Below are 10,339 nucleotides of genomic sequence, written 5' to 3' on the forward strand. Positions count from 1 at the left end.
CCGTCCGTCACTCGCCGCAATACCGCACGAGCAGATCCGCCTCCGTCTCATGCACCTCGACAGGCAGGCTCGTCGCCCCCGCATACGCCAGATAGCGCGCGCGATGCTGGCCGTTCCGGAACGACGCGACGCCGACTTTCGACAGGCCCGGGATGCCGAGCAGCGTCCGCGTTCTCATTTCGCGAAACGTGATGAAGGGCATATCGGGAATCCGTGGCTCAGCCGGGTCGAGGAATTCGCGGATGCCGGCGGCCTTGCCGGGCGCCCAGTGCTGAACCGCCGGCAGCACGTAGTCAGTCGTATCGCGATCGGCGCAGGCGAGCAGCTTTGTCAGGTCGACCGTCACGACGCGATGCCGCGAGTCGTCGGACGCGAATACCCGCTTGAGATGCGTATAGGCATAGGCGGCGTGTCCTGGAAGCTGGATGATCCAGACATCGACGCCGTCATGTTGTGCCCGAGCGAGTGTCATTGTTTCCTTGGGTGGCGAAGCGATTTTTGTGGCGGGACGGTAGCAGTGCGGTCGCGGCGGCGGAGCCGGCAGATACCGATCGCGAAACATGATTTCACGAAAATCCGAAAAGACAAATCGCTGATTCCAGGAAAAATAGAATCATGCGGTTTTAGCCATGCACGCGACATGCCGGAGGCTGCAGCGCGAAATAAGAAATCGCCCGCATAAATCAAAAATCCGGACCCGAATCATGAACATAAGAACGCTGCTGACCGCAGGCGCGATCGTCGCTGCCCGGCATGCCTGTGTGCGTCGCAGGGGCTTTCCGGTTGAAAGGGTGAGTTGCCGCACAGATGGTTGCACGGGCCACGATCACAATCTGACCGGTTGACCGTTCTACCCCGGCCCGGTCAACCGTTTCCCCGCTCGCTCGTGCAGGAGCGGGGCTTTTTGCCCGCCCGGCGCATGCAAGCCGCGTCGGCGAAACCGGACAGGCATACGGCAGGCGGCGTTTCGCGCCCCCGGCATCCGTTCGCCCTGATCCGCATGAATCGCTTTCCTCGTGCCTGAGCGGTCGCTTGGGCCCATCGCCGGTTACGGCCGGCGATGCCTTGGTCCCGGCGGCGCGCGTTCGCGCTGCCGGGATGCTTTTTGTCCCGAACCCGTCAAGGCCCGGTCGCGCGCAACGCGCGTGTGGGCCGGATCAGCCCGCCTGCTCGACGCTGGTTTCCCAGCCGTCGTATTCGCCGCCGAGCGAGCGTACCTCGCGATTGATCTCGAGCGTATGGTGCGTGATGTCGGCCAGCACCATCGTGCCTTCGTGCGCAAACCGCACGGCCGATTTGCCGTCCTCGGTCGGTGCGACCGATTCGACCAGATAGCCTTTCGACTCGGCCCAGTCGGCGAACTGGTGCGCGTCGCTGGGCTCCGGGAAGTAGGCCCAGTGCATCACGCGCCGGCTCATGTCGCTCACGTCGCCTTTCTGCCGCAGCGCATCGAGCAGACGCATGTCGCGCATCAGTTGCCAGTCGTCGTCGGTCGGATAGAGCGTGCGCCAGTACGTTTCCTTGTCCGGGTCGTCCTGGTAGGCGTACTGAAGTGCGTAGGTCGTCTGTTCGGCCAGCGAGTCGACGATGCCGGCTGCGGTTTCTTCGTCGAACGGCACGTAGAACAGGAAATCCTGGTTGCCGTCGACCGTGACGCGGCCGACCTGCACGCCGTTTTTCGCGGTTACGGCTGCGTCCAGCAGATCCTCGATCTTCGTGAGCTCGGCGAACTCGTCACCGCTCGGCAGGCCCTCGGGCGTCGGATGCGCAAGCGTGACGCGTACGCTGAGCAGCGACGTGCGCGGATCGCTTTCGGCGATTTCCGCAAAGCTCTGATTGAAGCTGATGAAAGCCTGATGGTCGCCCATTCTGGCAGGGAAGGTTCCCCAGGCGTCGGTCATGTGTTTCTCCCGTGCACGATTGTCTGTTGACGGTTGCAAAGCGTCCCAATGTATCATCGAAAATCGCGCTGGCCGACGCCGCGCCGATGATTGCTGGCCCTGCTGGCCCTGCTGGCCTGATGGCAGTCGAATTCGCCTGCTATCGCGCGATCGTCGGCGTCCAGCGTCGGGCGGTCGCCCGGCCGCAACCGTTTCGAAGGAGATTCCGATGTCGATGTTCGCTGTGAATGGTGTCCGAATCGACGTGCTCAGTGCGCGTGTGACGCACGTGCGCTGGGCGGCCGTCAACCCGACGGATCGGTCGTGGGCGGCGACGCCGAGCGAGGCGTCGGTGGAGGAAGTGGCATGCGCGCTTGCGGCGGGCAACGACGTTCATGCCGTGTTTGACGAAGCGGACGGAACGGTGGTGGGGCCGAAACTGAAGCGCGTGCTGTATCGCGACGCGTCGGCAGGGATCGAGCTCGACATCGATGCGACGAACGAGTCGCGTACGTTGCGTGATCTTCCGCAGATCTGAACGGCGATCGGCCCGTGTTCCCGCGAGCCGCCCACAAATAAATCACGCTACGGAACACGAAGCCATGCCCAGATACGCCATTGCCCCGTTGGGAGCCGCACTCTGTCTGATGCTCGCGGCCTGTCAGACCGAATCCATACAGCCGTCGCCCGAGACCGCATCGGCCGCGGTTCAGGCATCGGCGCCGGCGACGCCGATTCGCGGAATCGGCCTCGCGCCGCACCTCGCGGCGCAGAGTCACTGGGCGGTCGGTCAATGCACGTCCAACGGCACGGTCAACGTGTGCAATTGACGGGAGCGGCCGAAACGGTGAGCGAAGCAAGCGAAACGAACGATTCCGGCTGGCATGTCGATCCGGTTGCGGGAACCGTGATCGGCGCGTTGCCGGTGGTCCTGCCGGTCGACGGCCGCAGTTTCAGGCGCAAGGCGATCATTTGCGCGGTGCTGGCCGGGTTGGCCGCGTGCGGGTACGCGGCCGACCGCACGCTCTGGCCGGTGGCGGCACTGGCCGCGGTGCTGGCCCTCGCGAGCGGCGCCTTCTTCTTCGTGTCGCGCCGCAAGATGGCGCTGCATATCGACGAAACCGGCTTCAGGCTGGTCGGTTCCGTGCGTGAAAAGCCGGTGACACGGTGGCGTGACGTGACCGAGTTCGGGATGATCAGCGTCGCAGGCAACCGTTACATCGGCTATCAGTTCTCGGCGCACTCGCCGCGCACCAGGGTGCCCGGCGGCGTGATGCTGCCGATCAACCGGTTCGCCGACCTTCCACTCGATGCGGTTGCAGCGTTGCTCGAAGCGTGCCGCCGGCAGTTCGGCATGCCGGATGATCCCGTCGGCCGAACGGACTGATTCCGTGCGTCGTGCGTGATCTGGCCGGCCTGTCGCGCGCGATAAAAAAATCCCGGCATGCGTGTCGATTTCCGTCGAGCCCGTCCGTCGTAGCGTTGGAGGCGTGCGCATCGTGCGTCCGTCCCGATTTCCGACACGACAACCGACTGAAGGAGCGACACCCATGGCCACGTCCGTCAACCCGATCCCGGAAGGAATGCGCACGCTGACGCCGCATCTGATCTGCGCCGGCGCAGCCGCAGCCATCGATTTCTACAAGCGTGCGTTCAACGCGACCGAACGGTTTCGCCTGCCGACGCCGGACGGCCGGCTCGCGCACGCGTGCCTCGCAATCGGCGATTCGACGCTGATGCTCGTGGATGAAATGCCGGAGCATGGTGCACTCGGACCGAAGGCGCTGAAAGGCACGTCGGTCTGCCTGCACCTGTACGTGCGGGATACCGACGCGGCGATCGCGCAGGCCGTCGCGGCCGGCGCAACGGTCACGATGCCGGCCGCCGACATGTTCTGGGGCGATCGCTATGGGCAAGTTGAGGATCCGTTCGGCCATCGCTGGTCGATCGCGACCCATCAGCGCGATCTGACGCCCGAGCAGGTCGCGGAAGCGATGGCGAGCGCGCCGCCGTGCGGAAGCTGAGCGAGTTGGGCTGAGCGCGGCTCGCGGTTGCAGCGGCGCGGATCGTCGCGTATCGGTGCGCGGTTCGTCTTCGCTCACGCGCGGGTGCCCTTGCCGCGCTGGTTGTCCTCATACCAGTGACGATCGGCTGAGTCGAGCGGTCGGCGACCGTATGATGCCGCGCAGGTTCGTATGCGGCGTGACCGACACTGAACCGGATCGCGTAGCCGCGTGCGTCGGCCGCGTTGCGCAGCGCGAGCGACCGGCTCGCCGACGTCGGCCGGATCGGCGACGCTCAACAGCACGACGATCTCTCGCTGCCGAGCCGGGCGAGTTCGCCGGCGCAGAGTTCGCGCGGTCGCATGCGTCGACGGGTAGGCCGTTCGGCGCGGCGACGGCCTGCCTGCATGGAAGCGGATGCCCGGCTGGCCCGTGACGAGCGGGTTGTCGTGGAAGCGATCGTCGTTGCGCGCGTCCTGAATCGCCGTCGTGTCGTTCGCGAGCAGCGCATGCGTCATGCGCGCAGAACGATGCAGGCGCTTCATGCGTGCACGAGATGAATTTGTGTCCGGTACCTCAAGCTGTCCGGTGCGATGCCGTAAATAGGGCGAGTCAATCGTTCATCTATCGCACCATGGTCCGAATTCTGTACGCGGGTTATCTCGCGCTGGCGCTGTACCTGCTTTATCCGATGGTCCAGAACACGCTGACCTTCAGCACGGACTGCGTACTGCGCGCGCTGCCGGGCGGCAATCGCGATCTGCCGAAGTTTTCGTCAAGCGATGCGCATGCGCGGGCGAGCCGGTGTGTCGCATCCGCGCAAGTCGCGGAGCGATCGCCCGACATTCACTGATTTCATCGATGCCGCTGATCGCGGCGCTGTCACGCTAGGTGTGCCGGCCATTCGGCCAGGTTGATCGGCGCGTCGTGCGCACCGATCATTGACGACATCACGAGGCGAATGCATGCAACGACGCGCGTCGGCCGCGCCGCATGCGAAGAGCGATTGCGTGCGATGCGTCAGTACGACGAGCGGTACGGCGTGCCCTGGTCGAAGCGGCTTTGCCAATGCGCGAGGTAGCGCGACGCAAGCTGCGGATTGTTCCAGACCACGACGACGTTTTCGGAATTGCGGCTGGCTGCCGAAGCGCTGTAGTTGAACGAGCCGGTCTCGACATGTTCGGCATCGATCACGAGGTACTTGTCGTGATGGATGGCATAGGCGTCGATCGTGCGCGTTGGAATGCCCGCGTTGACGAGAAGGTTCAGCGCCTGCTTGCTGCTCTTTGCACGATTGCCTTTGTCGTCCACGACGACCGCGACATTCACGCCGCGCCGCTTCGCGGCGAGCAGCGCGCGCGTGACGGGTGGCGACGTGAACGAGTAGGCGGCCACGCGAATCGAGGTGCGCGCGGCGCCGATCGCCTTCAGCACGAGCGCCTCGGCGCCGCCATCGGGCGAGAACGCCGATTCGACGGCCTGCGTGGCGGGTGCTTCGTGGGTCGGCGTCGGCAGCAGCTGCGTGATGAAGTCGATTGCCTGCTGCAGCAGCGATTCATTGTGCGTCTTGCCGAAGGCGGCGAAGGGTGTGGCAAGCAGGGAAGCGGCGAGGCAGGTGGCGGCGAGGCGTTTGCGCGACAACATCTTGGACAGCGAATGATTTTGAGACAGCGGGCCGTGAGTGTAACGCAGACACGGCGGCGCGGTCACGCCCGGATGCGAATGGAAGCGATGGCGTGATGGCGTGCAGCGGTCGATGGGGCGGTGCTCATCATGCCGCGGGGTTTCCGCACCGGCCGGATGGTCGCGCCGGTTGACGGAGGTCGATGGCTCAGCGCGTGCGTGCGCAGGGGGAACGACAAGGCCGTGCGTGAAGAAATGCGCGTACGCGCTGGTGCAGGTTCAATGCGCTACGCGATTGATTAGATGGGAACAGCCCATCGAGCGCGGCAACGCGAATGCTCGGTAGGCTGAAACGCATGCAACTCGCATCCGCATGAGGCCGCGCTGCGATGCGCGTGGCCCGCGGGCTGCATCAGGCATCAGGCATCAGGCATCGCGGCATCACGGCTCGAGCGGCCCGGTCGCCTCGGGTGCGACCCATCCGGGGCCGGGCTCCGGCTGCACATCGTGCGCATCGAGCGGCTCGCCGCATGCCGAGCACACCGCGACTGCATGCATCAGCTGACCGCAGGTGTGATGGCGCAATTGCAGGGGCGGCCCCTGGCCATCGTCCTTCCAGCGGTCGCCCCATGTCATCAGCGCGAGCAGGGCCGGATAAAGATCGAGGCCTTTTTTGGTCAACCGGTATTCGAAACGCGGCGGGCGCTCCTGATACGCGCGCTTGACCAGCACGCCTTCGTCGACGAGGCGCGCGAGCCGCTCGGCCAGCACGTGGCGCGTGAGGCCCAGTTGCGTCTGGAACGCGTCGAACCGGCGGCAGCCGAGAAAGGCATTGCGCAGGATCAGCATGGTCCAGCGATCGCCGAGCACGGCGAGCGTGCGCGCGACCGAACAGTTCAGCGTACCGATGTCATCCCATTTCATCGTCGAGTCTCGCGCGGCGGTTCATCAAAGAAGCGGGTTCGATTATAGAACTTACCTTCGACTGCAACGGGCGTCGGCTCGTTGACAAGCCCGGGGCGGTTGTCAATAATGAGTTCCAATTTAGAACTTACTCGCGCGGCGACGCGCCATCAACCCGGAGACAACCCGATGAATCCGCTTTCCCTGTCTGGTCTCGATCTGCTGCGTGCCGCGGCTGCCGGAGACGTGCCGCTCGCGTCGATTTCCGAAACGATGCCGATGCGTCCGCTGGGCGTCGAGTTCGGCTATGTGAAGTTTTCGGCGCGGGCGGACGGCCGGCACCTGAATCCGCTCGGCGGCGTGCATGGCGGGTTCGCCGCGACGGTGCTCGACTCGGTCACGGGCTGCGCGGTGCATTCGATGCTCGACGCGGGCGTCGGCTACGGCACGGTCGACCTGCATGTGAAGATGCTGCGTCCCGTGCCGCGCGACGTCGACCTGATCGCCGAAGGGCGCGTGATTCACCTGTCGCGTTCGCTCGGCGTCGCGGAAGGCACGCTGAAGACGCCGGACGACAAGATCGTCGCGCACGCATCGGCGACCTGCTTCATTCAGCGGCCGCAGTGACGCAGTGGGCGGCGGTGTGCCACCTCGGCCGTCCGACGTCACCCGAACGACGCACACGCGGAGGCGGCCGTTATCCGCATGACCGAGTGCCGCGCACCCGCCGAAGGCGGCCTGTAAGCATGCGGCTCGGCTATCTGAAGCGTTCTGTTCAATGTGATAGCGTTTCTGCTTTCCACTGACGTAACAGGAACAGCATGGAATACCGCACACTCGGCGATTCGGGCATCGAGGTCAGCCTGATCGGTCTCGGCACGATGACGTGGGGCGAGCAGAATTCGGAGCGCGACGCCCACGAACAGATCGATTACGCGCTCGGGCAGGGCGTCACGCTGATCGACGCCGCGGAGATGTACCCGGTGCCCCCGAAGCCTGAAACCCAGGGCCGCACGGAGCAGTACATCGGCACCTGGCTCGCGCAGCATCGTGCGCAACGCGACCGGATCGTGCTCGCGACGAAGATCGCGGGCCCGGCGCGGCAGCCGCACAATCCGCGCCACATTCGCGGCGAAGGCAACCAGTTCGACCGCAAGAACCTGACCGAGGCGCTCGACGGCAGCCTCAAGCGCCTGCAGACCGACTATGTCGACCTGTACCAGCTGCACTGGCCCGATCGCAGCACGACGACGTTCGGCCGCCCCGCGTATCCGTGGGTCGACGATGCGTATACGGTGCCGATCGAGGAAACGCTGGGCGTGCTCGCGGAATTCGTGAAGGCCGGCAAGGTCCGCGCGATCGGCGTGTCGAACGAAACGCCGTGGGGCGTCGCGCAATTCCTGCGCGCGGCAGAGAAGCTCGGGCTGCCGCGCATCGCGAGCATCCAGAATCCGTACAGCCTGCTGAACCGGACGTTCGAGAACGGCCTGTCCGAGTTCACGCATCGCGATGGCGTCGGCCTGCTCGCGTATTCGCCGCTCGCATTCGGTTGGCTGTCCGGCAAGTACGAGAACGGCGCGCGTCCGGCCGGCGCGCGCATCACGCTGTTCGAGCGCTTCCAGCGCTACAGCAAGCCTCACGCCGTCGAAGCGACGTCGCGCTATGTCGCGCTCGCGAAGCGCCACGGGCTGTCGCCCGCGCAGCTTGCGCTCGCGTTCGTCAACAGCCGGCCGTTCGTACGCAGCAACCTGGTCGGCGCGACGTCGCTCGATCAGCTGAAGGAGAACATCGGCAGCATCGACGTGAAGCTGTCCGACGAGATCGTGGCCGAGATCGACGCGCTGCACGAACTGCAGCCGAACCCGGCGCCGTAAACGGCGAGCGGCCCGCGCGGCAGGGTTGCCGCGACGGGCCGCGTCCGACGCGCATCGCTGCGCGGTCGTTTCCTTTGCGCGCGGTTAGCGCATCCCGAGCCGCGTGCGCGCGACCAACAAGGCGACGAGACTCAACACCGCGCAGCCCATCAGATACAGCGCAGGCGACAGCCGGTTGCCGGTCGCGCTGATCAGCCACGTGATCATGAACGGCGCGAAGCCGCCGAACAGCGTGACGCCCGTGTTGTAGCTGACCGCGAGTCCGGTCGCGCGGGTCTGCGCCGGGAACAGCTCGGCCATCAGCGCCGGCAGCGCGCCGCAGTACGTCGCCTTCAGCAGGCCGATCCAGATCAACGCGGCGAGCATCGTCGAGAACGACGCGTGATGCGTGAGCCACACGAACGTCGGCCAGACGGTCGCGAGCATCAGCAGGGCGGCCACGGCCATCACGCGGATCCGTCCGGTGCGATCGGACAGGTGGCCGACGAGCGGCGTGACGAGCGTCAGCACGAAGCCGGTCGCGAGCGTTGCCGCGAAGCCCGTCGAGGCCGGCAGCCCGAGCTGCTTGATCGCATACGTCGGCATGTACAGCACCATGTAGTTGATCGCGGTCGAGATCACGAGCACGCCGATCGACAGCAGCACGCGCATCTTCTGGTCCGCGAACAGCTCGCGCACGGGCGCTTCGGAGCGCGCCTGCGTCTTGAACTCGACCCCTTCGTCGACGTAGCGGCGGATGTAGAGGCCGATCGGACCGATCGCGAGCCCGAACAGAAACGGCACGCGCCAGCCCCAGCTTTCGAGTTGCGCGGTGCTCAGCGTCGACGTCAGCAGCGCGCCGAAGCCCGACGCGAGCAGCGTCGCGAGCCCCTGACTCGCGAACTGCCAGCTCGACATGAAGCCGCGCCGCTGCGGCGCATGTTCGACGAGGAACGCGGTCGAGCTCGCGAATTCGCCGCCGGCCGAAAAGCCCTGCATCAGCCTCGACAGCATGATCCCGAGCGGCGCGAGGACGCCGATCGACGCGTAGGTCGGCATCAGTGCGATCAATAGCGTGCCGACCATCATCATCGCGATCGACAGCAGCAGCGACGCCTTGCGGCCCGCGCGATCGGCGTAGGCGCCAAGCACGAAGCCGCCGATCGGCCGGATCAGGTAGGACAGCCCGAACGTGCCGAGCGTGAGCAGCAGCGACGTCGCCTCGCTGGTCGCGGGGAAGAACAGCTTGGCGATCGTCACCGCGAAAAAGCCGTAGACGATCAGGTCGAACCATTCGAGCGCATTGCCGATCGAGGCGGCGAAGATGATGCGCCGGATCTTCGCGGCGCTGGGGAGCGCGGCGTCCTGCGAGGTCAGGGTGGTCGTGTTCATCGTGTGAGCAGGTCCCGAGAAAGGGGCGAAGCGCGTTACAGGGCGGCGCCGGCCGCGGCGGGTGCCGCGCGGCGAACGGGCGGCGCGGCGTCGCCGAGATCCCAGAAGAGGCCGGCCATCATCTGCAGTCCCTCGCGCACGACGCTCGCGAGCAGGTGCTCGTCGGGCGCGTGTTGCGAGCAGGCCGGATACGAGTGCGGTACCCACAGCGTCGGCAGCCCGAGCGTGTCGGCGAACACTTCGTTCGGCAGCGTGCCGCCGAGATTCGGCAGGATCGCGGGCTTCTTGCCGGTCGTGCGCGCGAGCGACGCGACGGCCCAGCGGACCCAAGGATCGTCCGGCGGCAGGCGTGTCGCCGGCGCGCCGCGTTCGACGTCGATCTCGACGTCGGCGAAGCCATGCGCATCGAGATGCGCGCGCAGGTGCGCATGCAGCGCTTGCCAGTCGGTGCCGACCACGAAACGCAGTTGGCAGTGCGCATACGCGACGGGCGGAATCGCATTCACCGGATGGTCGGGATTGCCGGCCTTGAACGCGAGGATCTCGAACGCGTTCCAGCCGAACACGCGCTCGGCGGCGGACAGGCCGGGCTCGCCCCAGTCGGCGTCGAGCGCCGGATCGCCGGGGCCGCCGCCGACGGACAGGTCGGCGAGGGCGGCGCGCACGGCGGCCGGGATCGGCGGCG

General features: G+C 66.1%; 12 protein-coding genes and 2 pseudogenes. 7 read left to right on the forward strand and 7 right to left on the reverse strand.

From position 1 onward, the window contains the following. Positions 1-7: 7 nt before the first annotated feature. Both F3J14_RS02095 and F3J14_RS02100 read right to left on the reverse strand, forming a co-directional pair. On the reverse strand, positions 8-472 hold the full coding sequence (locus F3J14_RS02095) for a hypothetical protein (protein WP_166721571.1): 465 nt from the start codon (positions 470-472) through the stop codon (positions 8-10). A 685-nt stretch (positions 473-1,157) separates the two neighbouring features. After that, positions 1,158-1,901: a DUF695 domain-containing protein gene (locus tag F3J14_RS02100; protein ID WP_166721552.1), complete on the reverse strand. Its 744-nt coding sequence runs from the start codon at positions 1,899-1,901 to the stop codon at positions 1,158-1,160. Between the two features lie 208 nt (positions 1,902-2,109). Here F3J14_RS02100 and F3J14_RS02105 point away from each other — a divergent pair, with 208 nt between their 5' ends. From F3J14_RS02105 to F3J14_RS02120, 4 genes are all read left to right on the forward strand, one after another. Then, positions 2,110-2,418 (forward strand): phosphatidylserine/phosphatidylglycerophosphate/cardiolipin synthase, encoded by a 309-nt coding sequence (locus F3J14_RS02105; RefSeq protein WP_166721553.1) that lies wholly within the window; start codon positions 2,110-2,112, stop codon positions 2,416-2,418. A 64-nt stretch (positions 2,419-2,482) separates the two neighbouring features. Next, entirely contained in the window at positions 2,483-2,710 is a 228-nt protein-coding gene (locus F3J14_RS36150) for a hypothetical protein (RefSeq protein ID WP_166721554.1), read from the forward strand. Then, positions 2,674-3,267 carry an aspartyl-tRNA synthetase gene (locus F3J14_RS02115; protein ID WP_166721555.1) on the forward strand — a complete coding sequence of 198 codons (594 nt, stop codon included), beginning with the start codon at positions 2,674-2,676 and terminating at the stop codon, positions 3,265-3,267. The genes F3J14_RS36150 and F3J14_RS02115 overlap by 37 nt, the downstream gene beginning before the upstream one ends. Before the next feature lie 163 nt (positions 3,268-3,430). After that, positions 3,431-3,904: a VOC family protein gene (locus F3J14_RS02120; protein WP_166721556.1), complete on the forward strand. Its 474-nt coding sequence runs from the start codon at positions 3,431-3,433 to the stop codon at positions 3,902-3,904. A gap of 374 nt (positions 3,905-4,278) precedes the next feature. Here the strand turns inward: F3J14_RS02120 and F3J14_RS35515 are convergent. Further along, positions 4,279-4,395, reverse strand: a pseudogene (locus F3J14_RS35515) (GGDEF domain-containing protein); the annotation flags it as partial. Between the two features lie 122 nt (positions 4,396-4,517). Between F3J14_RS35515 and F3J14_RS02130 the strand changes: the two are divergent. Further along, on the forward strand, positions 4,518-4,736 hold the full coding sequence (locus F3J14_RS02130; protein ID WP_166721557.1) for a hypothetical protein: 219 nt from the start codon (positions 4,518-4,520) through the stop codon (positions 4,734-4,736). A gap of 167 nt (positions 4,737-4,903) precedes the next feature. Here F3J14_RS02130 and F3J14_RS02135 read toward each other — a convergent pair whose 3' ends face one another. Then, entirely contained in the window at positions 4,904-5,527 is a 624-nt protein-coding gene (locus tag F3J14_RS02135) for a phospholipase D family protein (protein WP_348771931.1), read from the reverse strand. Between the two features lie 420 nt (positions 5,528-5,947). Next, the gene (locus F3J14_RS02140) at positions 5,948-6,430 is read right to left on the reverse strand and encodes a helix-turn-helix domain-containing protein (protein ID WP_166721559.1); all 483 of its coding nucleotides are present in this window, start codon (positions 6,428-6,430) and stop codon (positions 5,948-5,950) included. Positions 6,431-6,598: 168 nt separating this feature from the next. Here F3J14_RS02140 and F3J14_RS02145 point away from each other — a divergent pair, with 168 nt between their 5' ends. Both F3J14_RS02145 and F3J14_RS02150 read left to right on the forward strand, forming a co-directional pair. Next, positions 6,599-7,036 (forward strand): PaaI family thioesterase, encoded by a 438-nt coding sequence (locus tag F3J14_RS02145; RefSeq protein WP_166721560.1) that lies wholly within the window; start codon positions 6,599-6,601, stop codon positions 7,034-7,036. Positions 7,037-7,230: 194 nt separating this feature from the next. Continuing rightward, a complete protein-coding gene (locus F3J14_RS02150; RefSeq protein ID WP_166721561.1) occupies positions 7,231-8,283 on the forward strand; it encodes an NADP(H)-dependent aldo-keto reductase in 1,053 nt (350 codons plus the stop codon). A gap of 84 nt (positions 8,284-8,367) precedes the next feature. Here F3J14_RS02150 and F3J14_RS02160 read toward each other — a convergent pair whose 3' ends face one another. Next, a complete protein-coding gene (locus F3J14_RS02160) occupies positions 8,368-9,654 on the reverse strand; it encodes an MFS transporter (protein WP_166721562.1) in 1,287 nt (428 codons plus the stop codon). 35 nt (positions 9,655-9,689) lie between these two features. After that, positions 9,690-10,339 (reverse strand): annotated as a pseudogene (locus F3J14_RS02165) (M20/M25/M40 family metallo-hydrolase); the annotation flags it as partial.

The organism is Burkholderia sp. Tr-862 (assembly GCF_011753085.1).
Taxonomy (GTDB): Bacteria; Pseudomonadota; Gammaproteobacteria; order Burkholderiales; family Burkholderiaceae; genus Burkholderia; species Burkholderia ambifaria.

Excerpts from the sequence above, each read along its gene's own strand:
- F3J14_RS02095 (WP_166721571.1), bottom strand. The coding sequence starts at position 472 with ATGACACTCGCTCGGGCACAACATGACGGCGTCGATGTCTGGATCATC.
- F3J14_RS02100 (WP_166721552.1), bottom strand. The coding sequence starts at position 1,901 with ATGACCGACGCCTGGGGAACCTTCCCTGCCAGAATGGGCGACCATCAG.
- F3J14_RS02105 (WP_166721553.1), top strand. The coding sequence starts at position 2,110 with ATGTCGATGTTCGCTGTGAATGGTGTCCGAATCGACGTGCTCAGTGCG.
- F3J14_RS36150 (WP_166721554.1), top strand. The coding sequence starts at position 2,483 with ATGCCCAGATACGCCATTGCCCCGTTGGGAGCCGCACTCTGTCTGATG.
- F3J14_RS02115 (WP_166721555.1), top strand. The coding sequence starts at position 2,674 with ATGCACGTCCAACGGCACGGTCAACGTGTGCAATTGACGGGAGCGGCC.
- F3J14_RS02120 (WP_166721556.1), top strand. The coding sequence starts at position 3,431 with ATGGCCACGTCCGTCAACCCGATCCCGGAAGGAATGCGCACGCTGACG.
- F3J14_RS02130 (WP_166721557.1), top strand. The coding sequence starts at position 4,518 with ATGGTCCGAATTCTGTACGCGGGTTATCTCGCGCTGGCGCTGTACCTG.
- F3J14_RS02135 (WP_348771931.1), bottom strand. The coding sequence starts at position 5,527 with ATGTTGTCGCGCAAACGCCTCGCCGCCACCTGCCTCGCCGCTTCCCTG.
- F3J14_RS02140 (WP_166721559.1), bottom strand. The coding sequence starts at position 6,430 with ATGAAATGGGATGACATCGGTACGCTGAACTGTTCGGTCGCGCGCACG.
- F3J14_RS02145 (WP_166721560.1), top strand. The coding sequence starts at position 6,599 with ATGAATCCGCTTTCCCTGTCTGGTCTCGATCTGCTGCGTGCCGCGGCT.
- F3J14_RS02150 (WP_166721561.1), top strand. The coding sequence starts at position 7,231 with ATGGAATACCGCACACTCGGCGATTCGGGCATCGAGGTCAGCCTGATC.
- F3J14_RS02160 (WP_166721562.1), bottom strand. The coding sequence starts at position 9,654 with ATGAACACGACCACCCTGACCTCGCAGGACGCCGCGCTCCCCAGCGCC.